Genomic DNA, 22,835 nt, shown 5'->3' with positions numbered 1-22,835 from the left:
CGTGCTCGCCCGTATCGCCGAGATCCCGCAGACCCGGCTGCACGAGCTCCTGCCCTGGCACTGGAAAGCCAACAGCCCGGCCGCTCAAGCGGCCTGAGCCGCGGCGCTCACCGGAGGGTTACCGAACTGCGGGCGCTGCAAGGAAACCATCCGCGGGTTTCTTTCCGCGGAGCGTGAACCTGCAGCGAACCCCAGCCCTCTGGCACCTGCACTGGTCGCCGCAGAGTAGGCGCCTTGCATCGCTTCCTCTAATGCGCCCAATGCGCTGACGACGCAGTATCGCGACACGCCGCTTGTGGTCATCAGCATTTTTTTCATCTAACCTCTTGCTCGCGCTAGCGGACCCAGCGTTGCGCCTTGCCATGGCGCGCCGTTTGGCCGAATGGAGCGCAGCCACGGCAGGAGGGTGCGATGAAAGGCGATGTGCAGGTTATCGATTACCTGAACCGGGTGCTGAAAAACGAACTGACGGCCATCAATCAGTACTTTCTCCATGCCCGGATGCTGCAGAACTGGGGCATCTCCAAGCTTGGGGACAAGATCTACGAAGAGTCGATCGACGAGATGAAGCACGCCGATCAGCTCATCGAGCGTATCCTTTTCCTGGAGGGACTGCCCAACCTGCAGGACCTGGACAAGCTGCTGATCGGCGAGGACGTCAAGGAGATCCTCGAGTGCGACCTCAAGCTGGAGCACATGGGCGTGCCCTTGTTGCGTGATGCCGTGGCTCATTGCGAGAGCGTGCGCGACTATGTCAGCCGCGATCTCTTCGTCGAAATCCTGGATGCAGAGGAAGAGCATATCGACTGGATCGAAACCCAGATCGGGCTGATCGACCAGATGGGGCTGCAGAACTTCATCCAGTTGCAAACCGAGGCCAACTCAGGCGGCGAGTGAGGGCTCGTACGACGCCCACCCGAGCGGGTGTCACTCTGCCGCCATTATGGGTGTTTCCACGCCAAAACCCTGATCCGCTTCCGGCGATGTGCGACTTCCGGAGGCCTGTCCCTTTGCGGGCAAGCGCACCGCGCCGGGTCGCCTTTCCTCTGAAGCCGCGACAAGCAGGCGTGCGATGAGTTGCAGGTCCAGTGACTGCCATGCGGGCATTTGCGCCTCCCAACGATAATGCGAATGACTCGCAGTATCGTTGGGAGCATTGCCACGCGCAAGTGGGCAAATGGAGGCGGCTCGAATCGCTTTGCCTGTCAGTCGTTTCGCGCGGCGGCCCAACCGTCCGGGTCTTCGAGAAAGCCTCTCACCTCAGCGATGCCGCCGTCATCGAGGTAGCCCTTCGCCTCGGCGGCGGCGAGTGCGTCCCACCAGGTGCAAAGCGCATGCAACTTGACGCCGGCAGCCTCCAACTGAGCGATGCCTTGGGGGAAGATGCCGTAGTGGAACACGACGAAGCTATGTGCAATCTCTGCGCCGGCGTCACGCAGTGCTTCGACGAAGCTAAGTTTGCTGCCCCCGTCCGTCGCCAGGTCCTCGACCAGAAGCACGCGGGCACCTTCCGGAAAGGTTCCCTCGATCCGGGCATTGCGCCCGAAACCCTTGGGCTTCTTGCGCACGTAGACCATGGGCAGGCCAAGCCGTTCGGCAACCCAGGCTGCGAAGGGTATGCCTGCGGTTTCGCCCCCGGCGACGGCATCGAAGGCTTCAACCCCGGCTTTGCGCGCCAGGAGCCCGCAGCCCAGATCCATCATCAGCCCGCGTGCCCGCGGGAAGGAAATGATCCGCCGACAGTCCACATAGACGGGGCTCTTGCGCCCTGAGGTGAAGATGAAGGGCTCTTGCGGGCGGAACAGCACTGCCTGGATATCGAGCAGGGTTTCGGCGGTAAGCCGCGCCGTCTCTTGGTCGGACAGGATCATGGCAGTCACTCCGGCTGGAAGGTTTTCGTGAATAGGCGGCCCGGCCCCCAGAGGCAATGCCTTCTGTATCCCGCCTGCTTCGGGTGCTTTGACATGGAGCGCGGTGAAAGCCACAGTGCCGACTGGCCTGGGGTGTCCCGCCGGGGAAGCGGGGCTGAGATGACACCCATGGAACCTGATCTGGATCATGCCAGCGCAGGGAGCCGCCGACCGGCGAGGGGCTGTGCCTCGCGCCGCGACGTCTCCCGTAACCAGCAACGGGAGGAAGTATCCTCATGTCGAAACAGTCTTTCCTAGCCGACCAGGGACCGGGCGCCACGCTTGCGGCCATCCGGGACACCGGTCCTCTGGTGCAGAACATCACCAACTTCGTGGCCATGGACCTGGCTGCCAACCTGCTCCTGTCGGTGGGCGCTTCGCCGGCTATGGCCCATGCGGGTGAGGAGGTGGAGGAGTTCGTCACCCTCGCATCCGCTCTCACCATCAACACCGGTACCTTCACCAGCGATTGGCTCGAGGCCGCCGTGGCCGCAGCGGCACAGGCGGTCGCGACGGGCACTCCCTGGGTGCTGGACCCGGTGGGCTGCGGCGCCACCAAGTTCCGGCTGGCGAATGCCTCACGCCTGGCAAAGATGCGGCCGACCATCATCCGCGGCAACGCCTCGGAGATAGCGGCACTCTCCGGCGCGAGTGCGCAGGACTCCGGCGGAAAGGGCGTCGACTCGACCCTGGCCGCCGATGCCGTGCTGGAGCAGGCGCGTCGTCTGGCCCTGAACAGCGGCGCGGTGGTCGCGGTGACCGGTGAGGTGGATTTGGTCACGGATGGCGACGCTGTCCTGCGGGTTGCAAACGGACATATGCTGCTGACCCGCGTGACCGCGGCCGGCTGTGCACTCACCGCTTTGACCGGGGCTGCGGCTGCGGTGTGTAAGGATCCGATGCGTGCGGCGCGCGATGCGCTCGTCATCATGGGCGTGGCCGGAGAGCGTGCGGCAGCGGTGGCGCGCGGGCCGGGTTCCTTCCGCGTTGCGCTGCTGGATGCACTCTACAACCTCGAATCCGCGCAATTGGATGAGGAAGCCAGGCTCCCATGACTCGCCCCACTTTCGATCTTTCAGTTTATCTCGTCATTGGCCCCGGTGACTGTGCCGGGCGGCGTATGAGCGACGTGGTGGCGCGTGCGCTGGCCGGCGGTGCCACCCTGGTCCAACTCAGGGACAAGGAGGCCAGCGACCACGATATGCTGGCGCTGGGAGAGGCGCTCATACCGCTGTGCCGAGCCGCGCGGGTGCCTCTGATCGTCAACGATCGTCTGGATGTCGCCTTGGCGCTCGGGGCGGATGGTTTGCACCTGGGCCAGGATGATGATGAGGCCGCCGCGGCGCGGGCGCGCCTGGGGGAGGATCGGATCCTGGGCGTCTCCGCGGCCAATGCTGCGGAGCTGGCCAGAGTGCCGCTCTACGCTGTCGATTATATCGGCGTTGGGCCGGTATTTGCGACTTCCAGCAAACCCGATGCGGGGGAGGCGATCGGACTGGAAGGCGTGGCAGCGATGCGACGTCTAACCGACAAGCCATTGGTGGGCATCGGAGGAATCTCAACTGATCGCGCCACAGCGGTGATCGAAGCCGGCGCCAACGGGGTGGCCGTGGTGTCGGCCATCGGGGGAGCCGAGGATCCGGCGCAGGCGGCCCGCCGGTTGCGCGATGCCGTGAAGGACGCCAGCACAGGCCAAGTGTAGTCCGGAGTCTCGTAGGTTCAGTTAGAGTGCGATCCGGTCTATGGCGTCAGGTCTGAAAGACCAGCCGCAGCAGCCGTCGTTCCCTTTGCTCCTCGATGCTGACTTTGTCGGCGAAGTGGCGCATGAGCCGCAGTTCCAGGTCCGAGGCCTCTGGCGCGAAATCGTCGATTGCATCTGCCTCAGCTCCGCCTCCTGAAGCCTTGTGATCAGGCGTGAAGACCATTCGTGCAAGGATACGGTACTCATCGTAGTGCAATTCTATGTCCACCGTGCCCAGGGCATGGCCTTGAGAAACCGCCATTTCCCCCGCTTCGGTCATGGCGTTGATCACGCGATCGATAACGTCGCGCCGCGCACCCCAGTGGGCGCCGTGCAGACGGCAGAACGCAACGATTTCGTCGATGAGGTCACCCTTGATGGGGAGCTGGAGTTCCGCCTTGCGGCTGATGCCGATGCGGAACAGCCCGTTGAGAAGCAGTGCCGTCACCACCGCGACCACCAGTGACGAGCCGGTGATCGTCATCAGCCAGTGGGGCAGCGTCTCGTAGAATTGCGGAAAGATATCGTGGCTGATGCCAAGGATCAGCGCCACGCCGACGGCGATGATTCGTCGCTCGTCGAGCATGCGCGAGACGATGATGCTCAACCCGTTGGCCAGGATGAAGGCGGACGAGAAGATGAGAATGGCGCCGGTGAGTGAATCCGGCATGCCGATCGTCAACACGACCACATGAGGAAACAGCGAAAGCAGGATGAAAAGCCCGCCGATGGCATAGCCGATCCGGCGCTGCATCATGCCCGTGGCTTGCGACAGGCCCACGGAACCGGAAAAGGTGTTGAGGCCCACCGTGCCCATTGCGCCTGCGAGCAACGTAGCTATGCCGTCGGCACGCACACCCTTCTCCAGACTTGTCATGTCCGGGCGCACCCAGTTGGGATCGGTGATCCTCTGGCAGGTCGTGATGTCTCCGATGGCCCGTAGTGCGCAGGCCAGTGCCCCCACCATGAAGGGCACCGCCAAAGCGATATCGAAGGTTGGAACCAGCAGTGGGAAGGTGGGCAGCGCAAAGAGCGTGTCATGCCCTTCCAGCAGTTCATTGTTGAGGTCGGTGCGGTCGAGCATCCAGGCGAGGGGATAGATGAGCACGACGCCGATCAGCACGGAGAAGACCTTGAAGACGCCTCTGGCCCAAACGTTCAGTCCGATGATCACGGCAAGGGCGAGGAACCCAAGCCCCAATGACAAACCGTCCGGCCCTATGCCTCGATAGGCGCCGAGGCTATCGAGGCCAAAAAGCAGCCGGAACCCAATCAGCCCCAAAATGAAGCCGATCATGACCACCGCCAGACCGGCAATTTCCACCGGCAGATAAGGGCGCAGCCGTCTGAGAAAGAAGGAGAAGAGAACCTCGCAGCAGCCGGCGAATATTGTCATGCCGAACACGAGCGGCAGGCCGCCCGTCTGTGCCGCCATCAAGGAGGCGGGCAGATAGGCGGCGGTAAACACCGCAGGGGCCAGATAACCGCTCCCTAAAGCCCGGTGCCGGGCACACAACAGGATGCTGCCAAGCCCAAGCGCCACCAGCGAAGCGCTGATGACCGCTTCCTGCAATTGGGTATCTGCCCCGGCCGCTCGAAGCACCAGGAGCGGAAACACGAGGCCGATCGGCGCAATGATTGCGATGTGCTGAAGACCATTCAGCAGCAGTGCAGGAAGCGGCACTGCCCCTTCCTGCACAGGGTTACTCTTGGATGAGGTTTTCAACGGTGCTGCGTCCAAGCCGGCCTACAACGCGAGCCGGCGCTGCCGGGCAACCAGAAATGCTTCGGTGGAAATCTGACTCCAGGGTGCAGAAACCTCCAGAAAGGCAGCCAGTGACTCCCGAATGCGGCCGGTGAGGGGATCCTTGTCGGCGGTCTCCGCTATCACCTCGCGGGACACCTCTAGAAAGCGATCCAGCATAGCCTCCGGCCAGGCACGCACTTCCACGCCGTCCTCTTCGACCAGAGTCTTCAAGGTTTGCGCGTTGCGAATTTGATACTCGGCCAGGGTCTCCAGGGTTTCGGCCTGCGCCGCATTACGCAATATCGCCTGCTGCGCTTCGGTGAGGTCGTTCCAGACAGCAAGCGAGATGCCAAGATCCAGCAGGCCGCTGGGTTCCTGGTAGCCGGGGTAATAGTAGTAGGGGGCCACCCGGAAAAGACCCATGGCGCGGTCGGGCCAAGGCGAAACCCAGTCAGTGCCATCCAGCGAGCCGCTTGCCAGAGAGGTGACCACTTCGGTTGCAGGCAGGTTCACGACCACCGCGCCCAGCCGGGTCAAAACCTGACCGGCGAATCCGGGGAAGCGAATCTTGAGGCCTTTCAGATCGTCCACCGATTCCAGCGGATGGCGATACCAGCCGCTCATCTGCACGCCGGTGTCACCGGCGATGAGGTGCTTCAGCCCGAACTGTTCGCCCAGTTCGTCGAGCAGCTCTTGGCCGCCACCGAAGTTTAGCCAGGCCTGATATTCGATCGGGGTGGGACCGAAGGGTATGGAGGTAAAGAAGGAATAGGCAGGATGCTGTCCCTGCCAGTAGTAGGCCGCGCCGTGGTAGAGGTCGGCTGTGCCGGCCTCCACTGCGTCAAAGATCTCGAAGGCCGGCACGAGCTCGCCGGCAGCCAGAAGACGGATGTTCAGTTCGCCATTCGACATCGTGCTCACACGATTGGCGAATCGCTCGGCCGTCGTGCCCAGACCGGGAAAGCCGGGTGGCCAGGCTGTCACCATGGTCAAGGTGCGTGATGCACGAGCTATGTCTGGCATCATCGTAGTTCCGGCAGCCAAACCGGCCGCGCCAAGGGTCAAAGCAGAAGCATGACGAAGGGTATCGCGACGCGTAACTCTCATTGAAACCACCCGTTTAACTTTTTTAATTACCGTGACACTTGTAGGCGCCGGCGTTGTGCTTCGCGAGCAGGCGGCGGCGAGCGCGACCATACCTCGTATTGCTATGGCAAGGAAAGCAGCGCGGTTGCCGCTTGCGGCAATCTTTCTGCCAGGTCTCACAAACGCCACTTTCCTCGACTCCTGTGGCTGTCCTAGTCATGGTGCCAGCGGTCGCATGGACCGGTTTCCTTTGCCGGCCGCGCCGCGTGAGATTCGGAGCAATTGGAGTTCAATGGGTGGCGGCTGACCCGCAAAAAAGCGCAGACACAAGCGAGGGAAAGCCGTCGCGCCTGACGCCTATGCCACTGCGCGGGGCAAGCTATACCATGATGGTGCTGCGCCTGGCGGAGTTGGCGCAGCCGGATTTCTTTGGTCGGCTCCAGGTCAAGATCGCCCAGGCGCCAAGTTTCTTCGAGGGCGCACCCATGCTGCTTGATCTCGATGGAACGGCCGGTGGTTCGGCTGAGGATTTCGAGGAACTAAAGCGCCGACTCCGGGAGCTTCGCCTGGCCCTTGTCGGCGTACAAGGCGGGGATGAGCGCCAGCATGAGGCTGCGATGGGGGTAGGGCTGGCAATCTTCCCTTCCTGGCGCGCCAGCAACAAAACGACGAGAGCGGTCGATCCCGCCAATCAACGCGTCCGGCAGGAGGCGCCTCCCGAACCACGAAAGCCGCTGTTGATCGATCGACCAGTGCGTTCCGGCATGCAGATCTATGCGGAGGGCACCGATTTGGTGGTCACAGCGCCGGTCAGTGCTGGGGCGGAATTGCTGGCTGATGGCAGCATTCATGTTTATGCGCCCTTGCGTGGCCGGGCCCTGGCCGGCGTGTCAGGCGATACTTCCGCGCGCATTTTTTGTCGGCGGCTGGCGGCAGAGTTGCTTTCCATCGCCGGCCATCACCGGGTAAGTGAAGAGATTGCCGAAGCGGTGCAGGGGCGTTCCGTACAGGTTCGATTGCAGGGCGATAACCTGCGGATAGAGACCATCGACTGAGAGCGAAAGGTCGGAAGGACAGAAACGTGGCCAAAATTATCGTGATGACCTCGGGCAAGGGCGGCGTCGGAAAGACGACGTCGAGCGCGGCTTTTGCTGTCGGCCTGGCCGCGCGGGGCCATCGAACCGCCGTTGTCGATTTCGATGTCGGATTGCGCAACCTCGACATCGTCATGGGATGCGAGCGCCGGGTGGTCTACGACATCGTCAACGTGATCAACGGCGAGGCGACGCTGCGCCAGGCGCTGATTCGCGACAAGCGCATGGAAAACCTCTCGATCCTTGCCGCGTCGCAGACCAAGGACAAGGAAGCCCTTGAGCTCGATGCCGTCGGCAAGCTGCTCGACGAGCTGCGCAAGGATTTCGACTACATTGTCTGCGACAGCCCGGCGGGCATCGAGAAGGGTGCGCTCGCCGCGCTCTACTATGCCGACGAGGCGATCATCGTCACCAATCCCGAGGTCTCCTCGGTACGGGACAGCGACCGCATTCTCGGCATTCTTTCCAGCAAGTCCCACAGAGCCGAAAAGGGCGAGGATCCGGTCAAGGAACACCTTCTGGTTACACGCTATGACCCGGCCCGTGTCGAACAGGGGGAGATGCTCTCAGTTGAGGATGTTCAGGAAATCCTGGCGATCAAGCTGCTGGGGGTGATCCCTGAGAGCCAGGCCGTGCTTCGGGCATCCAACATCGGCCAGCCGGTTATCCTGGATCAGGGCACCACGCCGGCCCAGGCCTATGAGGATGCGGTGGGCCGCTTCCTGGGAGAGACAATCGAGCAGCGCTTTGTGAAGGCTGCTCGGCGGAGCTTCTTTGCTCGCTTGATGGGGAGGCCGGCATGAGCCTTTTCGGACTCTTTAAGCGCCGCGACAATGCGGCCTCCGCGGCAAAGGAACGCCTCAGCTTTGTGCTATCGCACGAGCGGGCGGGGCGAGACGCGCCGGACTACCTGCCGCGGCTGCAGAAGGACATCCTGGCCGCCATTTCCAAGTATGTGCCGATCCCGGAGGACCATGTATCGGTGCGTATGGCGCAGGAGGAGGGTTCCGCCCGGCTGGAGGTCAACATAGACCTGCCGCCGCGACCGCCGCTGGAGGGCCGCCGCGCCTGAGGACAGGCCAGGGGAGCACTGCGGTTTGCTCTCACTCAGCGCCGGGCGTTGACCAGCAGGCCGGTGATCGTGCTCTCCCCGAGCGCCCGGCAGGCTTCCAGTCTGTGCACACCTTCAACCAAGACAAAGCGCTCGCCGTCGCGCCGGACCAGAATCGGCGTTTTCTGGCCTTCTTCCAGGATGCTCGCCGCAATCTCCTCGACCTTCTCGGGATTCACCAGCGTGCGCAGTTTCGTTGGAACGTAGATGCGATCCATGGGCAGTTTCTGGTCGTGTAACATGCTGTATCGATCCCGGACTGTGCATCGCTTTCACCATCAGGCACGTGGTGGAACGCTATGGCAAGCCTGCATCGGGTCGCACGCTTACCCACGATCTTGCGCAGCGTTGTTTTCCCCCAGCACAGGCAATAGTGTCCCGCTGCCCAAGGGATAGAAGCAACCGTCCATGTCCAATCTCGTGTTCGAGCGCGTCAGTCATGCTTACGGCAATCTGCGTGCTGTCGATGATGTAAGCCTTTCGGTGGATGCCGGGGAACTGGTGTGTCTGCTCGGCCCATCGGGTTGTGGAAAGACGACCCTGTTGCGGCTCGCAGCGGGCCTGGAAGTGCTGCAGCAAGGGCGGGTGCTGATCGGTGACGAGGTCATGGCCGATGGTCAGCGCGATGTGCCTCCGGAAGACCGCTCCGTTGGGCTGGTGTTTCAAGATTTCGCGCTCTTCCCCCATCTCAGTGTGCAGGAGAACGTCGCCTTCGGCGTGCGCAAGGCGGGCCGCAGCGAGCGCGCCGCGCGGGCGCGCGCCGCATTGAAGCAGGTGGCCATGGAGGATTACGGGGAAGCCTATCCCCATACGCTTTCGGGCGGACAGCAGCAGCGCGTGGCTTTGGCGCGCGCGCTGGCGCCCCAGCCCAATCTGATGCTCCTTGATGAACCTTTTTCCGGGCTGGACGTGCAGTTGCGCCAGGAGGTGCGGGACGAAACCCTGCATGTGCTCAAGCGGTCCGGTGCCGCCACCCTCATGGTCACCCATGACCCGGAAGAGGCCATGTTCATGGCTGACCGGATCGCGTTGATGCACCAGGGTCGCATCCAACAAATCGGGCGCCCCGAAGAACTCTACTATAAACCGGTTAGCGCTTTCGTTGCCGCTTTCTTCGGCGAGATCAACCGGTTGGAAGCCAGCGTCCATGACAGTCAGGTGGAGACGCCTCTGGGCGTACTGGACGCTCAGGGCTTTGGAGAGGGTGCGGCGGTCGAAGTGCTCATCCGACCGGAGGCGATCAAGCTCCTGCCGCCGGGCGAGCATGCCGGGTCAGGACAGGTGCCGGGCACAGTGGTGACCGCAAAGCTGCTGGGCCGCACCAGCCTGGTACATCTCTCCGTCGCCGATCCTCGACAGGAGCTCGATCTTCATCTGCACGTGCGCGTGCCCGGTCGTTTTCTGCCCAAGGAAGGGCAGACCTTCTCCATCGATCTCGATCCACATCAAGCCTTCGTGTTTGAATCACGCAAGCGTGCATAGCGGGCATGGGCTGTCGTTGCGGTATGCACAGGATTTTGCCATAGTCCGCGAAGGCGGCCCCCATTGGGGCTGGGACAGCTGTTGAGGAGACCCTGTTGATGGGGAGCATTATGTTGACCGATATGGTCACGCTGGCGATGGTCGGTTCCTTTAGTATCTGGCATTGGCTGATTGTTCTGGCGGTCGTTCTGGTTCTGTTTGGTGGTGGCGGCAAGATTCCGCGCCTGATGAAGGACCTCGGTTCAGGCATCAAGCAGTTCAAGCACGGCATGAAGGAAGAAGAAGAAACCACTGCCGAGTCAAAATCGATCGAGGACGAGTCCGGCACCACCACGGCCCAGACCGACAAGGCCACCGCGTCGTCGAGCGAAGCAAACAAGAAGGCCGTCAACGGCTAATACAACTCGGTGGCCGGCGGGCGGTGTTGTGCTGCGACCTGCCCGCGGACGCCTTTGAGGTTCAGGCATGCTCGATTTCGGTTGGAGCGAAATGGCGATCATCGCCCTGCTGGCGTTGCTCGTCATCGGTCCGAAAGACTTGCCCCGGGTTTTGCGCACGATGGGGCAATTCATGCGCAAGGCGCGCTCGCTCAGCCGGGAGTTCCAGTCTGGCCTGAACGAAGTTATGCGCGAAGCGGAACTGGACGACGCGCGCAAGGCCATTGAGAAGACCGGTGGTCGCAATCTGGATCGAGAGATCCGCAAGGCCCTCGACCCTGAAGACGAGGTCGAGAAGGAACTGCGCGATGTCGACCGCACGGCGCGGGACGCAGCGGGCAGAACCGGCGGCCCATCGGTGAAAAAGCCATCCACCGGAACAAGCGGCACTGAGAACAAACCTGAGCGCTCGGACAGCAAGGTCGTCCGACACCCGGGCCGCGGCGAAGAGTCTGATGACGCGATCAAAAGTGCATCGACGTCAGGCGAGGAGACCGCCAAGAGCGGCTCCGATGACAAGACCCAGAAAGTAGGCTGATCAGCCGTGGCAGACGATACAGTCGACTCCCAGAAGATGCCGCTGCTCGATCATTTGATCGAGCTGCGCCAACGTTTGCTCTACTCGGTGATCGCCCTCTTCGTGGCGTTCTTCGTCAGTTTCTTTTTCGCCGAGTATTTGTACAATTTCCTCGTCCAGCCGCTGGCAGACATTCTGCTGCAGCGCGGCGACGACCGCATGGCCCGGATGATCTTTACCGATCTGACCGAGGTCTTCTTCACCTACATCAAGGTGGCTTTCTTTTTCGCTGCTTTCATCACCTGTCCGATCTTTCTGTCCCAGATCTGGAAGTTCGTGGCGCCAGGGCTGTACAAAGAGGAACGCAAGGCCTTTGGGCCCTTCCTGGTCGCCTCGCCGCTTCTTTTCTTCACCGGCGGTGCGCTGGTTTATTTCTTGATCCTGCCGCTCGCTTGGGAGTTCTTCCTGCATTTCGAGACCACCGGCGGCGACGGTACCCTGCCGATCCAGCTTGAGGCCAAGGTGGGCGAGTATCTCGCCCTCACCATGAAGCTGATCTTCGCTTTTGGCATCTGCTTTCAGCTTCCCGTGCTCATGACTCTGCTCGCGCGGGCCGGCATCGCGACTTCGGCAGGCATGGCAGCCAAGCGCAAGTATGCGATTGTGGGGGTGTTCGTGGTCGCGGCCGTTTTCACGCCTCCCGATCCCATCAGCCAGATCAGCCTCGCGATCCCGATCGTTCTGCTCTATGAGATTTCGATCTATCTGGCGAAGATGGTTGAGCGCAAGCGCGCACAGCGCGAAGAAGAGCTGAACCGCGAAGCCGGGATCGAAGAGTGATGCGGCGCGGGGCGGAGGCCCGCCCCGCGTTTACGCCTGCGCGTGCCTTGGTATCTCGCCGCTGGTTTCGTGGACCTCGGGCCTGTGAAGCTCTATAAGCGGGGGAGAGCAACCCGGGCGGCGAGTCGCTCCTCCGGCACGGAGGTCCAGAGCTCCGCCCCACGATAATTTGGGGGTACCAGCAAGGCATGACGACGGCTGCAGAGGCGCTGCGCGGAGAGCGAATTCTCGTTACCAATGATGACGGCATTCATGCGCCGGGTCTGCGTGCCCTGGAGGCGGTGGCCCGCAGCCTGTCCGACGATGTCTGGGTGGTGGCGCCGGAGGTTGAGCAGTCGGCCGCGAGCCACTCGCTGACACTGCGGCGGCCGCTGCGCATTCGACGCTTTGCCGAGCGGCGTCTTGCCGTCGACGGCACGCCCACCGACTGCGTGGTGGTGGCGGTCAATCACCTGTTGAAGGATCGCCGGCCGGGACTCGTGCTCTCGGGCGTAAACCACGGCGGCAACCTGGCTGAGGATGTCGGCTACTCCGGTACGGTGGCCGCGGCAATGGAGGCCACACTGCTGGGCATCCGTTCCATTGCCTTCAGCCAGTTGCGCAGCAGCGATGCCCCCACGAGCTTCGCCGTGGCGGAACAGCATGCACCGGACATTGTGCGCCGGCTCTATGAAATGCCGGAGATGCGCGACCGCCTGTTCAATGTAAACTTCCCTCCCGTAGACCCGGATGCAGTTACCGGTGTGCGGGTCGCCCGTCAGGGGCGCCGGGATGATATGGTGGGGATGGTGGAAGGCCGCGATCCCGGAGGCCATCCCTATGTCTGGATCGGCCACTGGGGCGGCGACGCCACGGAAGAGAAGGACACGGATCTGGCGGCGATCCAGGAGGGCGCAATCTCGGTGACGCCGCTGCACCTCGATCTCACGCACGAGAAGTCGCTTGCCTTGCTCAAGGAACGCTTCGCGTGACCCCGGAACCGCGCAAAATACGTCTGCTCATGCAGCTACGGCGCGCGGGCATTTCGGATACGGCCACGCTGGCAGCGATCGAACGGGTTCCGCGCGAGCTTTTCGTACCCCCAGCCTTTCAAGACCAAGCCTATGAGAACATCGCCCTGCCAATCGGTCAGGGACAGACGCTGAGCCAGCCAGAGGTCGTCGCGATGATGACCCAGGCCTTGCAGTCGTCCCGCCAGCATACCGTGCTGGAGATTGGTACTGGCTCGGGTTACCAGGCGGCGATTCTGGCGCGTGTGGCGCGGCGGGTCTACACGATCGAGCGGCATAGGGCGTTGCTGAACGAGGCCGAGAAGCGGTTCAATGAACTGCGCATCACCAACATCACCCCGCGTCTCGGCGACGGCTCGCGGGGCTGGCCGGAGCAGCGTCTGTTCGATCGCATCATCGTGACCTGCGCGGCGGCCCTGCCGCCCGAACCCCTGCTGCGTCAGCTGGTGGACGGGGGGATCATGATCCTGCCGGTGGGCGCGCAGGGTCGCACCCAGGAGCTCCTGCGCATCCAGCGCACGCCCGACGGCGTGGAACAGACCAGTCTCGGCATCGTGCGCTTCGTGCCCCTGGTTGCCGAGGACACCACCGCAAGACGCTCGACGGCATGAGGGCAGAGGTATGAGATCAGGCGGACTCGCGAAAATTTTGGCGTTGAGCTTGCTGGGCGCCGCGCTGCTGACGGCCTGCAGCAACCCTGAGCGCATCCGCAATGCCACTCTGCCGCAATCGAGCCCTCAGTCGCAGCCGGCGAGCAGTGGTCCCATTCTTCCGGAAGCGGCCACACCGGATGACAGGGACGTCGATGTCGCGCCGCTCTCGAGTGAACCGCTTTTCAGCGAACCACTCTCTAGTGAACCGTCTGCCCCGGAACCCTCTTCCAGCGAGCCGCCCTCGAGCGAAACAGCGAAGGCTGCGGCGACGCGCGTAGAACCGCAGGAATCGGCTCATCGCGTGGTGGCCGGAGACACGCTCTTTTCCATCGCGCAGCGCTACGACGTGCCCCTGGCAGCGATGATCGACGCCAATAATCTGACTCCGCCTTTCGATCTGCGGGTGGGCCAGCGTTTGGCCATACCATCGGTCCAGGTTCACGAGGTGCGGCGAGGCGAAACCCTCCAGGCCATCGCGGGCCAGTACGAAACGACCCCGGAGCAACTGGCCGAAGCCAACCGTCTCGAACCACCCTATAGTCTCTGGACAGGGCAGCGGCTGGTTCTGCTGGGCGGCGCCGCGTCCGAGTCCCGCGGGGAGGTCGATGTGACCTTGGCCGAAGCCGCGGCTGCAACCTCTCCGGCCGGTCAGGATCAAACACAGACGCCTGCCGAGGAAGCTCCCCCCGAGCAAAGTGCTGTCCAGGACGAGCAGGATGCGCCGCCGCCGGAGCCGGCAGAGTCCAGCGACACTGCGTCTCCACCTGCTGCTGCGGAGGAAGAAGAAGCAGCCGTCGCCAGCGCAACAGCGACTCCGGAGCAGGTGAGCGCACCGCCGCCGCGCTCGGGAGGGCGTTTCCTCTGGCCGCTGGAGGGCGAGATGATCGCGCGCTACGGGCCCCAGGGCGATGGCCGCCACAATGACGGCATCAACATCGCGGCCGAACGCGGTACCGAGGTTCGCGCTGCGGAAAACGGCGTTGTGGCCTATGCGGGTAACGAGCTGCGGGGCTTTGGCAATCTCCTGCTCATCAAACATTCTGATGAGTGGATCACTGCCTATGCGCACAATGACCGCCTGTTGGTTAGCGCCGGAGACACGGTCTCGCGCGGTCAGGTGATCTCGCAGGTTGGCAGCAGCGGCAGCGTTGGGCAGCCGCAGCTGCATTTCGAGATCCGCAAGGGCACGCGGGCCATCGACCCCCTGCCTCTGTTGGACGGGGCAGGGGGCTGACCATTCAGGTCGAGGCTACTCGAGCCTCTGTCCCAGCCGACCTGCCAGATCCTGGATGAACTGCCAGGCGACACGGCCGGAGCGCGAGCCGCGTGTCACAGCCCATTCGTTTGCCTCGCGTCGGAGTGCTTCCGGTTCAATCGCAAGGTTGAAGCGGCGCGCGTAGCCCTCGATCATCTCGAAGTAGGTCTGCTGATCGCAGTTGTGGAAGCCCAGCCAGAGGCCGAAGCGATCCGACAGGCTCACCTTTTCCTCGACCGCTTCGCCAGGATTGATCGCGGTGGACCGCTCATTGTCGATCATGTCGCGCGGCAGCAGGTGTCGGCGATTGGAGGTGGCATAGAAGACCACGTTGCCAGGCCGACCCTCGACGCCGCCCTCAAGCACGGCTTTGAGCGACTTGTAGCTCGCATCGTCCTGATCAAAGGAGAGGTCGTCGCAGAAAAGGATGAAACGCCGCTCTTCGTCGCGCAGCAGCGTCAAGAGTCGCGGCAGCGAAGGGATGTCCTCACGATGAATTTCCACCAGCGCCAGTGGCGCATAGTCGCCGGTCTTGGCCTCCTCGTTCACGGCAGCGTGCACCGCCTTCACCAGTGAGGACTTGCCGGTGCCGCGCGCGCCCCAGAGCAGAGCGTTGTTGGCCGGCAGCCCGCGGGCGAAGCGCTGAGTGTTGTCGTGCAATTGGTCGCTCTGCCGATCGATGCCGCGCAGCAGCTCCAGTTCCACGCGGTTGGGGCGACCCACTGGCGCCAGGCGGCCCTCCTCGGGGTGCCATACGAAGACATCGCTGCCCTCCAGCGTCATGGCTGGCGGCGGAGGAGGGGCCATGCGTTCAAGCGCGTCAGCGATACGGATGAGCAGGGCGTGGGTTTCCTGAGGGTCGGGACTGGTCATGGTTTCTCTGATGTCATGGCGTCGCGACGAGCGCCAGGGCAGGGCTCTAGCGTCATCGTCGCGCACAGGCAGGCGGGAACGAAGCGCTAAGCTAGCGAGGGCCCCGGAGCGTCGTCAATCGAGCGCTCGGGCTTTCATTGCATTTCATGGGCACGCGGCTATAGTCCCGCCTGAATTTGCGGCCGGCTGTCTGGCCGTTCAATGAAGGCTTTACCGAGGAGCGAGCATGCTGATTTCTCCGGCCTATGCGCAGGCGGCTGGCGGTGGTGGTGGCGACATTCTGGTGTCGCTGTTGCCGATCATTCTGATTTTTGTGGTGTTTTACTTCCTGCTGATTCGTCCGCAGCAGAAGAAGGTGAAGCAGCATCGCGCCATGGTCGAGGCCTTGCGCCGTGGTGACCGCGTTGTCACCTCCGGGGGCATCGTCGGCCAGGTCACCAAGGTCCTCAGTGACGGTGAGGTCGAGGTGGAGATTGCTCAGGGCACGCGGGTGCGTGTCATTCGGCATACCATCACCGATGTGCTGGACAAGACCGATCCGGCTACGCGGTCCAAGGCGGTGGAAACCTCGTCGGATGTTGCCGACGATGACGCCGAAGCCGATGAAAAGAGCGGCCGTCGCGGTTCGGGCAAGTAAGCGCGCGCTTCCAGTCGTGCAGTAGGGGTGGTACGCGCCGATGGTTCACATTTCCCGCGCGCAGTTGTTTGCCGTGATCGTGGTTATGTTGGCAGGGTTGCTCTTTGCCCTGCCAAATCTTCTGTCCCGCGCCACGCTTGATCAACTGCCCTCTTGGGTTCCCAATCAACAGGTCAATCTTGGCCTCGATCTTCGGGGAGGCTCGCACCTCCTTTTGGAGGTCGATGTCGATGGGGTCTTCGAGGAGCAACTCGCCGGATTCGTCGACTCCGTGCGCGTTGAATTGCGTCGGGCGAACATCGGCTACACTGGCCTTGGTCTCGAAGGGAACAGTGTCGTCTTCAGCCTGCGTGATACCGCCGACGTGGACCGGGCGCGCGACGTGCTGCGGGATTATATCGGGGATGCCACGTTGCGCATCTCAGACGATGGCAGCGGATCCATCACGCTGAGCGACCAGGCCATGGCTGAGCGTCGCATCAGCGTGGTCCAACAATCCATCGAGATCGTGCGTCGCCGTATCGACGAAACCGGCACGCGCGAGCCGACCATCGCCCGTCAGGGCGAGGACCGCATCCTGGTCCAGTTGCCGGGTGTGGACGATCCGCAGCGGGTGAAGGACCTGCTGGGCCAGACGGCGCGCTTGTCGTTTCACCTCGTGGATGAGGATGTGGTGCCGGGCGTCGACAGCGTGCCGCCCGGCTCACGCCTCCTTCCGGCTCAGGAAGCCGATCCGAGCGGTCAGGTGCGCGGGTATGTGGTGCGCAACCGCGTGATGGTCAGCGGCGACAACCTGGTCGACGCGCAGGCAACCTTCCAGGAAGGCCAGCCCGTGGTCTCCTTCCGCTTCGACTCGGTGGGGGCACAGCGCTTTGGCGATACCACGCGCAACAACGTGGGGCGCCTCTTCGCTATCGTGCTCGATGAAGAGGTCATCTCCGCTCCGGTGATCCGCGAGCCCATTTTGGGGGGGCGCGGCGTGATTTCCGGGAGTTTCGCCACCCAAGAGGTGCAGGATCTCGCATTGCTTCTTCGCGCCGGCGCTTTGCCCGCAGAGTTGACGGTGCTGGAAGAGCGCTCGGTCGGACCAGGCCTTGGTGCGGATTCCATCGCCGCAGGCGAAACCGCCTCGTTGCTGGGACTTGTCCTGGTGATGCTCTTCATGGCGGCGGCCTACGGGCTGTTCGGCCTTATGGCGGCCTGCGCCCTGCTGCTCAACCTGATCCTGATCCTTGCCGTGTTGTCGGGCCTGCAGGCCACGCTGACGCTGCCCGGCATTGCTGGAATCGTGCTGACCATCGGTATGGCGGTGGATGCCAACGTGCTGATCTTCGAGCGTATCCGAGAGGAGGTGCGCAACGGCCGTGGCCCCGTCTCGGCGATCGACATCGGTTATCGACAGGCGCTCTCGGCCATCATCGATGCCAATGTGACGACCCTGATCGCCGCCGTGCTGCTGTATAACTTCGGCACCGGACCGATCCGCGGCTTTGCCGTGACGCTGGCCATCGGTCTCGTCACCTCGATGTTCACAGCAATTATGATCACGCGCCTCATGGTGGTGGGTTGGCTGCGCGCCGGCCGCCCCAAGAAGGCCCTGCCGATCTAACGGAGGCGCGCCAATGCCACTGATTCGACTTTTTCCCGCTGAACCGCGCATTCCTTTTCTGGCGGTCCGCTATTGGTTCCTGGCGATCGCCATGGTGCTGATGACAGGCTCCATTGCCACCTTCTTTGTTCAGGGCCTGAACTTTGGGGTGGATTTCCGCGGCGGCATCCTCATGGAAGTCCGCACCGAGGCGCCGGCGGATCTGGAGGACATGCGCAGCCGGCTGGGTGCACTCGATATTGGGCCAGTTACGCTGCAGGAGTTCGGTGAACCGACGGATGTCCTGATCAACCTCCAGCGCCAGGAAGGGGCTGAGGATGCGCAGATGGAAGCCATCAACGCGGTCCGGGCGGAACTTGGGGACGAAGTGGCGGAGTATCGCCGGACCGAGTTCGTTGGTCCCCGTGTGGGCGAGGAGCTACGACGCGCCGGCATGATGGCCACGCTGCTCTCGCTGTTGGGAATTGGGCTCTACATCTGGTTCCGGTTCGAGTGGCACTTCGCCATGGCATCCCTGCTTGCGCTGGTGCACGACGTCATTGTTACAGTCGGCTTCTTTTCCTTCACGCAGATCGAGTTCAATCTGACCACCTTGGCAGCGGTACTCACCATCGCAGGCTACTCGATCAACGACACGGTTGTGGTCTTCGACCGCGTGCGCGAAACCATGCGTAAGTACAAGAAGAAGTCGGTGCCTGAGATGCTCAACGAGGCATTGAATCAGACACTGTCGCGGACAATCCTGACGTCTGTAACCACCTTGATCGCCCTGGGAAGTCTCTATGCCTTCGGTGGCGAGGTCATCCGTGGATTTACAGCAGGTTTGATCTGGGGCGTGGTTATCGGCACCTTCTCGACCATCGGAATTGCTGTGCCGCTGCTCTATTATCTGGGTCTGAAACGCGCGACGATGCAGACTGCCGGAGAGAGCGGCAAGGAACAGGCTGGCAATCCAAGCGCCGGCTAAGGTAAGGCGGCAAGCATGGACGTCACACCGCTGATCCCCGAAGGGCAACAGGTCATTGAGACCTATGGCGATGGCGGCTTTCGTGTGTCGGGCACGCACTGGACCGGCTCGGTCTTGATCATGCCGCAGCGCACGCTGTCCTGGGCGCCTGAGGCTTTTGCGCAGATCACTCTGGAAAGCCTTTCGCCACTCATCAATGCCGAGGATCGCGTGCAGGTGTTGTTGCTGGGTTGCGGCAAGGGCGCCCAACTGCCGTCAAAGGATTTCCGCACAAGCCTGCGAGAGCACGGCATCGTTCTTGAAGCCATGGACACCGGCGCGGCAGCACGCACCTACAATGTTCTGATGGCTGAGGAGCGAGCCGTCGCAGCGGCCTTGATTGCTGTGCAATAACCCGCATCCGCTCTGTACGTACGTCTCTGCCGGGAGTACCTTTTCCCCACAGAGGCCAGATGGAGCGGACGTTCTTTGTGCTCGGTAATCCTGAATGAACCCAATCAGTAATTGGTTTCGGCGGCATTTTAACAATCCCCAGGTGATCATCCTGGTGCTGTTGCTGACCGGTCTCACCCTGGCAGTGATGGCGTTTGCGGGAATTCTGCTGCCTTTCCTCGTTTCCCTGGTCATCACCTACCTGTTGCTCGGCCCCGTACGCCTGCTTGAGCGGCTGCACGTGCCTCGCCTGTTGGCGGTTTTACTGGTGTTCCTCGGATTTTTGGCGGCCGTTGCGTTTTTGATGCTGACTGTGGTGCCGGTCATGGTGCAGCAGGCGGTGGATCTTGCGCGCAATCTGCCATCGATCTTCGCTGCGATGCAAACGGCACTGATGGAGCTGCCACAGAAGTATCCAGCGCTGTTCGATCCGCAGCAGATGGAGCAGGTCATTGCCTCCTTGCGCAGTGAAGTCCTCATTCTGGGCCAGCGGGTCTTGGGCTGGTCGGTGACCTCCCTCTACACCCTCGCCGCCCTGGCGATCTACGCCGTCCTGGTGCCCTTGTTGGTCTTCTTCATGCTGAAGGACCGCGAGAGGATCGTGAACTGGATGGTGCAGTTCCTCCCGGAGGAGCGTCCCCTTGCCGATCGGGTGTGGCGCGATGTGGATCGACAGCTGGGCAACTACATCCGGGGTAAGGTCGTCGAGATCATCATCGTCGGCGTGGTGACCTACATCGGCTTCATGCTGGTGGGCCTGAACTTTTCGCTCTTGCTGGCGGTTCTGACCGGCCTGTCGGTGCTGGTGCCCTACATTGGCGCGACCGTCATCACCTTGCCGGTGGCGGTCATTGCCTATGTTCAGTTCGGATTGGGGCCGGGCTTTATCTGGGCGGTGGGGACCTACCTGGTGATTCAGGCGTTGGATGGCAACGTGTTGGTCCCGGTCCTCTTTTCGGAGGTCGTGGATCTCCATCCGGTGGCGATCATCGTGGCCATTCTCTTCTTCGGTGGAGTCTGGGGGTTCTGGGGCATTGTCTTCGCCATTCCCTTGGCTACCGTTGTGCAGGCCGTGCTCGCGGCTTGGCCGGAGTCGCCAAGACAACGTCTGCCGCGTCCGACAGCCGGCGAGTGATGGTATCGAAGCGGTATGAGGAAGAAGGGACGCAGTGATGTCGCAGGATCTCTGGTTTGAGGATTTCACCGTCGGTCGCCGCTTCGAGACCCGGGGCGTCACCTTGAGCGAGTCGCAGATCCTGGACTTTGCCTTGCAGTGGGATCCGCAGCCCTTTCACATCGATGTCGAGGCATCGGAAAGCTGGGGTTATGGCGGACTGATCGCCAGCGGCTTTCATACGCTCTGCGCGGCTTTTCGCATGGTGGTGCAGGCGCGCATTTTCACCGCTGCCAGTCTGGGTTCGCCCGGAATGGACAAGTTGCGCTGGATGCGGCCTGTGCGGCCCGGAGATACGATCAGAACCGAACTTGAAGTGCTGGACGCGCGCGCTTCTCAATCGAAGCCCGACCGGGGCATCGTGACCATGCTCTATCGCGTGTTCAACCAACGGCGCGAAGAAGTGATGCGGCTGGAAACGGTTCAGATACTGCGCCGCAAACCCGCCGAGGGTTCATCGGTCTCTTCCGTATAGAGCCTGTAGCAGTTGCGCCCGCTTTGCTTGGCCAGGTAAAGCGCCGTGTCCGCCCGCGCCAAGGCGCGCTCGATGGTGTCATCCTCAGGGTGACACTCCGCTATTCCCACCGAGGCCTGGTAGTGCAGGCTTGTTCCGTCGTCCAGGGGCACATGTGAGTCGCTGAGGTGGCGTAGAAAGCGCGCAGCGACAATTTCCGCGGCAGCGGCATTGGTGCGCGGCAGCAGGACGGCAAACTCTTCGCCGCCGAGCCGACCCACAGTGTCGATGTTGCGGAAGACCTCGTTGCAGACCTGACCGAAGTGCTTGAGCACCTCATCGCCGACTGCATGCCCGTGGCGGTCATTGATCTCCTTGAAGTGATCGAGATCGATCAGCAGCACGGCCAAGGTTTCGCTGAATCGCTGCGCGTTTCGCAGATCCCGCTCGGCCAGAGTGAAGAAGTGGCGTCGTGAGGCGGTGCCGGTGAGCATGTCGACCGTTGCCTGGCGTCGGAGTTCTTCAGTCAGTTCTTCGCCGCGTACGATCTCCTGCTGCAGCGCCGTGTTCAGCCGGGTCAGTTCCTTGGCCTGATCGGCCAAACTGCGGTTGGCCACCTGAAGTTCGAGCTGGCTGCGGTCGCTCAGGCGAATGAGCCGGCGTTGCTCGCGCAGACTCTGGCGCACGACCTTAGACATCCATTCCAGACGGTCAGCCGCCCGATGAAGCATCTCGACCATCTCTTCGGACTCAAGAATGAGTCGCTCTTCCGCGTCGAAGAGAGTAAAGCCGTCCGGCTTCTCGTCGGTCTGCTTCCGTTTGTTCGACATTGGCTAACTGTAAGGTTGAAGCGCAAAGGAGACGTGCTGGAAATCCTCGGCGAAGTCGTGCCCGAACTCCTCCATGGTGTCGTCGTCGGTATGGTAGTGCCAGTTGATCGAGACTTTGCGCCCTTGGGCAGCAGCGTCTTCAAGCATCTGGAAGATGTTCATCAGGGCTTTGGCGCTGCTGGAATTGAAGTAGGCCAGATTGAGGTCGAGGACGAGATCTGGTCCAGGCGTGCTCAATTGATCCTTGATTTCCTTCAAAAGCGGTCCGAAGAAGGCAGCCGCATCCTCAGGGTAAGATTCGCCACTGATCTTCATCAGACCATTGGTGAAATCAAAAGAAATATAGGGGGAGCGCTCTCCAGAAGGGATTTCGATGATTTTGGGATCGCTGGTCATACATGGACCTTCAGGCAAAAGAAGGAGCGTTGGTCATCAATGTCGACGAAATCAAACTCGATCGGTCGGCTTGAACGCCGCGCGATCTCGATGAGGCCAAGCGACGCGCCCAGGCTGCCTTCCTCGGGCGGTTCGCGCAGCTTCTCTCGATAAACGGTTCTCAGTTCGTCCTTATCGAGCGCCGACAGCCGCGTTAGCCGCTCGCGCAAAGCCTCCTTGCGAGAGCGTTCCAGCGTGTTGGCGCAGACAATGAAGAAGTTCTGCCCGTCCTTACCCACCGAAACAAGTCCGGAGCCGAGCATTCCGTCATCCGGATCCCGCTGCGGGAGCTTCTCCGAGGAATAACGGATGATGTTCTGGACCTGCTCGACGAAAACGGAGAACAGCCGCTTGGTCCGGTTGCTGTCGCTCTCCTCTTGTTCAACCCGCCGACGCAGTGTTTCGCCAAGCGCGAAGAGGATCGCTTCTGACACGAAGCCGCTGTAAGAGAGAATGGCACCGGTTTCGTCCTGGTCCCGTTTGAAAGCGAGATAGGTTTTGGCCAGCCCGCTCGATGCACCCCCGGTGTGTGTCATACAGT

Annotated in this window: 27 protein-coding genes and 1 riboswitch; of the genes, 19 read left to right on the top strand and 8 right to left on the bottom strand. The window is 62.2% G+C overall.

All coding sequences use genetic code 11. The features are described from left to right. The first annotated feature begins 411 nt into the window (after positions 1 to 411). A complete protein-coding gene (gene bfr, locus P2G67_RS10435; protein ID WP_275822753.1) occupies positions 412 to 897 on the top strand; it encodes a bacterioferritin in 486 nt (161 codons plus the stop codon). Positions 898 to 1,205: 308 nt separating this feature from the next. Here bfr and P2G67_RS10430 read toward each other — a convergent pair whose 3' ends face one another. Then, on the bottom strand, positions 1,206 to 1,871 hold the full coding sequence (locus P2G67_RS10430; RefSeq protein ID WP_275822751.1) for an orotate phosphoribosyltransferase: 666 nt from the start codon (positions 1,869 to 1,871) through the stop codon (positions 1,206 to 1,208). A 118-nt stretch (positions 1,872 to 1,989) separates the two neighbouring features. Further along, positions 1,990 to 2,090: riboswitch (TPP riboswitch) on the top strand. A gap of 56 nt (positions 2,091 to 2,146) precedes the next feature. Between P2G67_RS10430 and thiM the strand changes: the two genes are divergently transcribed. Beyond that, a complete protein-coding gene (thiM, locus tag P2G67_RS10425) occupies positions 2,147 to 2,965 on the top strand; it encodes a hydroxyethylthiazole kinase (protein ID WP_275822749.1) in 819 nt (272 codons plus the stop codon). Then, on the top strand, positions 2,962 to 3,612 hold the full coding sequence (gene thiE, locus P2G67_RS10420; protein WP_275822747.1) for a thiamine phosphate synthase: 651 nt from the start codon (positions 2,962 to 2,964) through the stop codon (positions 3,610 to 3,612). The genes thiM and thiE overlap by 4 nt, the downstream gene beginning before the upstream one ends. A 46-nt stretch (positions 3,613 to 3,658) precedes the next feature. Here thiE and P2G67_RS10415 read toward each other — a convergent pair whose 3' ends face one another. Further along, a complete protein-coding gene (locus tag P2G67_RS10415) occupies positions 3,659 to 5,335 on the bottom strand; it encodes a solute carrier family 23 protein (protein ID WP_275822745.1) in 1,677 nt (558 codons plus the stop codon). A gap of 63 nt (positions 5,336 to 5,398) precedes the next feature. Then, a complete protein-coding gene (locus tag P2G67_RS10410) occupies positions 5,399 to 6,421 on the bottom strand; it encodes a TRAP transporter substrate-binding protein (RefSeq protein ID WP_275822743.1) in 1,023 nt (340 codons plus the stop codon). Positions 6,422 to 6,843: 422 nt separating this feature from the next. On the opposite strand from P2G67_RS10410, the gene minC reads away from it, so the two are divergent. The 3 genes from minC to minE are packed head-to-tail and all read left to right on the top strand — an operon-like array spanning position 6,844 to position 8,650. Further along, entirely contained in the window at positions 6,844 to 7,539 is a 696-nt protein-coding gene (minC, locus tag P2G67_RS10405) for a septum site-determining protein MinC (protein ID WP_275822791.1), read from the top strand. A 26-nt stretch (positions 7,540 to 7,565) separates the two neighbouring features. After that, positions 7,566 to 8,381 (top strand): septum site-determining protein MinD, encoded by an 816-nt coding sequence (minD, locus tag P2G67_RS10400; RefSeq protein ID WP_275822741.1) that lies wholly within the window; start codon positions 7,566 to 7,568, stop codon positions 8,379 to 8,381. Beyond that, positions 8,378 to 8,650 carry a cell division topological specificity factor MinE gene (minE, locus tag P2G67_RS10395; RefSeq protein ID WP_275822739.1) on the top strand — a complete coding sequence of 91 codons (273 nt, stop codon included), beginning with the start codon at positions 8,378 to 8,380 and terminating at the stop codon, positions 8,648 to 8,650. Before minD ends, minE begins: the two co-directional genes overlap by 4 nt. Before the next feature lie 35 nt (positions 8,651 to 8,685). Here the strand turns inward: minE and P2G67_RS10390 are convergent, their stop codons facing one another. Further along, entirely contained in the window at positions 8,686 to 8,931 is a 246-nt protein-coding gene (locus P2G67_RS10390; protein WP_275822737.1) for a ParB N-terminal domain-containing protein, read from the bottom strand. A 166-nt stretch (positions 8,932 to 9,097) separates the two neighbouring features. Here P2G67_RS10390 and P2G67_RS10385 point away from each other — a divergent pair, with 166 nt between their 5' ends. The 7 genes from P2G67_RS10385 (at position 9,098) to P2G67_RS10355 (ending at position 14,862) form a co-directional block, all read left to right on the top strand. Beyond that, positions 9,098 to 10,171 carry an ABC transporter ATP-binding protein gene (locus tag P2G67_RS10385; RefSeq protein ID WP_275822735.1) on the top strand — a complete coding sequence of 358 codons (1,074 nt, stop codon included), beginning with the start codon at positions 9,098 to 9,100 and terminating at the stop codon, positions 10,169 to 10,171. 122 nt (positions 10,172 to 10,293) lie between these two features. Then, positions 10,294 to 10,569: a twin-arginine translocase TatA/TatE family subunit gene (locus P2G67_RS10380; RefSeq protein ID WP_275822789.1), complete on the top strand. Its 276-nt coding sequence runs from the start codon at positions 10,294 to 10,296 to the stop codon at positions 10,567 to 10,569. A gap of 67 nt (positions 10,570 to 10,636) precedes the next feature. Next, positions 10,637 to 11,146: a Sec-independent protein translocase protein TatB gene (gene tatB, locus P2G67_RS10375; protein WP_275822732.1), complete on the top strand. Its 510-nt coding sequence runs from the start codon at positions 10,637 to 10,639 to the stop codon at positions 11,144 to 11,146. A gap of 6 nt (positions 11,147 to 11,152) precedes the next feature. Then, positions 11,153 to 11,965, top strand: a complete 813-nt coding sequence (gene tatC, locus P2G67_RS10370; RefSeq protein WP_322099682.1) for a twin-arginine translocase subunit TatC — start codon at positions 11,153 to 11,155, stop codon at positions 11,963 to 11,965. 188 nt (positions 11,966 to 12,153) lie between these two features. Further along, entirely contained in the window at positions 12,154 to 12,936 is a 783-nt protein-coding gene (gene surE / locus P2G67_RS10365) for a 5'/3'-nucleotidase SurE (protein WP_275822730.1), read from the top strand. Continuing rightward, a complete protein-coding gene (locus P2G67_RS10360) occupies positions 12,933 to 13,586 on the top strand; it encodes a protein-L-isoaspartate(D-aspartate) O-methyltransferase (RefSeq protein ID WP_275822728.1) in 654 nt (217 codons plus the stop codon). The genes surE and P2G67_RS10360 overlap by 4 nt, the downstream gene beginning before the upstream one ends. Positions 13,587 to 13,623: 37 nt before the next feature. Continuing rightward, entirely contained in the window at positions 13,624 to 14,862 is a 1,239-nt protein-coding gene (locus tag P2G67_RS10355) for a LysM peptidoglycan-binding domain-containing M23 family metallopeptidase (RefSeq protein ID WP_275822726.1), read from the top strand. A gap of 15 nt (positions 14,863 to 14,877) precedes the next feature. Here the strand turns inward: P2G67_RS10355 and P2G67_RS10350 are convergent, their stop codons facing one another. Then, on the bottom strand, positions 14,878 to 15,756 hold the full coding sequence (locus P2G67_RS10350) for an ATP-binding protein (protein WP_275822724.1): 879 nt from the start codon (positions 15,754 to 15,756) through the stop codon (positions 14,878 to 14,880). A gap of 226 nt (positions 15,757 to 15,982) precedes the next feature. On the opposite strand from P2G67_RS10350, the gene yajC reads away from it, so the two are divergent. The 6 genes from yajC (at position 15,983) to P2G67_RS10320 (ending at position 21,050) form a co-directional block, all read left to right on the top strand. Continuing rightward, the gene (gene yajC, locus P2G67_RS10345; protein WP_275822722.1) at positions 15,983 to 16,393 is read left to right on the top strand and encodes a preprotein translocase subunit YajC; all 411 of its coding nucleotides are present in this window, start codon (positions 15,983 to 15,985) and stop codon (positions 16,391 to 16,393) included. Between the two features lie 40 nt (positions 16,394 to 16,433). Beyond that, complete coding sequence (secD, locus tag P2G67_RS10340) at positions 16,434 to 18,002, top strand: protein translocase subunit SecD (protein WP_275822720.1); 1,569 nt, start codon at positions 16,434 to 16,436, stop codon at positions 18,000 to 18,002. 13 nt (positions 18,003 to 18,015) lie between these two features. Continuing rightward, the gene (gene secF / locus P2G67_RS10335; RefSeq protein ID WP_275822718.1) at positions 18,016 to 18,969 is read left to right on the top strand and encodes a protein translocase subunit SecF; all 954 of its coding nucleotides are present in this window, start codon (positions 18,016 to 18,018) and stop codon (positions 18,967 to 18,969) included. Positions 18,970 to 18,984: 15 nt separating this feature from the next. After that, entirely contained in the window at positions 18,985 to 19,362 is a 378-nt protein-coding gene (locus P2G67_RS10330) for an Mth938-like domain-containing protein (protein WP_275822716.1), read from the top strand. A 94-nt stretch (positions 19,363 to 19,456) separates the two neighbouring features. Then, the gene (locus tag P2G67_RS10325) at positions 19,457 to 20,536 is read left to right on the top strand and encodes an AI-2E family transporter (protein WP_275822714.1); all 1,080 of its coding nucleotides are present in this window, start codon (positions 19,457 to 19,459) and stop codon (positions 20,534 to 20,536) included. A gap of 37 nt (positions 20,537 to 20,573) precedes the next feature. Then, on the top strand, positions 20,574 to 21,050 hold the full coding sequence (locus P2G67_RS10320; RefSeq protein WP_275822711.1) for a MaoC family dehydratase: 477 nt from the start codon (positions 20,574 to 20,576) through the stop codon (positions 21,048 to 21,050). Here P2G67_RS10320 and P2G67_RS10315 read toward each other — a convergent pair. Genes P2G67_RS10315 through P2G67_RS10305 form a run of 3 tightly spaced genes read right to left on the bottom strand, consistent with a single transcriptional unit; the run spans position 20,999 to position 22,830 of the window. Further along, positions 20,999 to 21,859, bottom strand: a complete 861-nt coding sequence (locus P2G67_RS10315; protein WP_275822709.1) for a GGDEF domain-containing protein — start codon at positions 21,857 to 21,859, stop codon at positions 20,999 to 21,001. The two genes, P2G67_RS10320 and P2G67_RS10315, sit on opposite strands and share 52 nt — an antisense overlap. Positions 21,860 to 21,862: 3 nt before the next feature. After that, positions 21,863 to 22,255 carry a DUF1987 domain-containing protein gene (locus P2G67_RS10310; RefSeq protein WP_275822707.1) on the bottom strand — a complete coding sequence of 131 codons (393 nt, stop codon included), beginning with the start codon at positions 22,253 to 22,255 and terminating at the stop codon, positions 21,863 to 21,865. Then, positions 22,252 to 22,830, bottom strand: a complete 579-nt coding sequence (locus tag P2G67_RS10305; protein WP_275822705.1) for a SiaB family protein kinase — start codon at positions 22,828 to 22,830, stop codon at positions 22,252 to 22,254. Before P2G67_RS10305 ends, P2G67_RS10310 begins: the two co-directional genes overlap by 4 nt. Positions 22,831 to 22,835: the final 5 nt, after the last annotated feature.

Source organism: Aquibaculum arenosum (genome assembly GCF_029222965.1).
Taxonomy (GTDB): Bacteria; Pseudomonadota; Alphaproteobacteria; order Kiloniellales; family DSM-21159; genus Aquibaculum; species Aquibaculum arenosum.
Note: the sequence above shows the minus strand (reverse complement) of the source record. Positions and strands in the feature narration are given on the sequence as shown.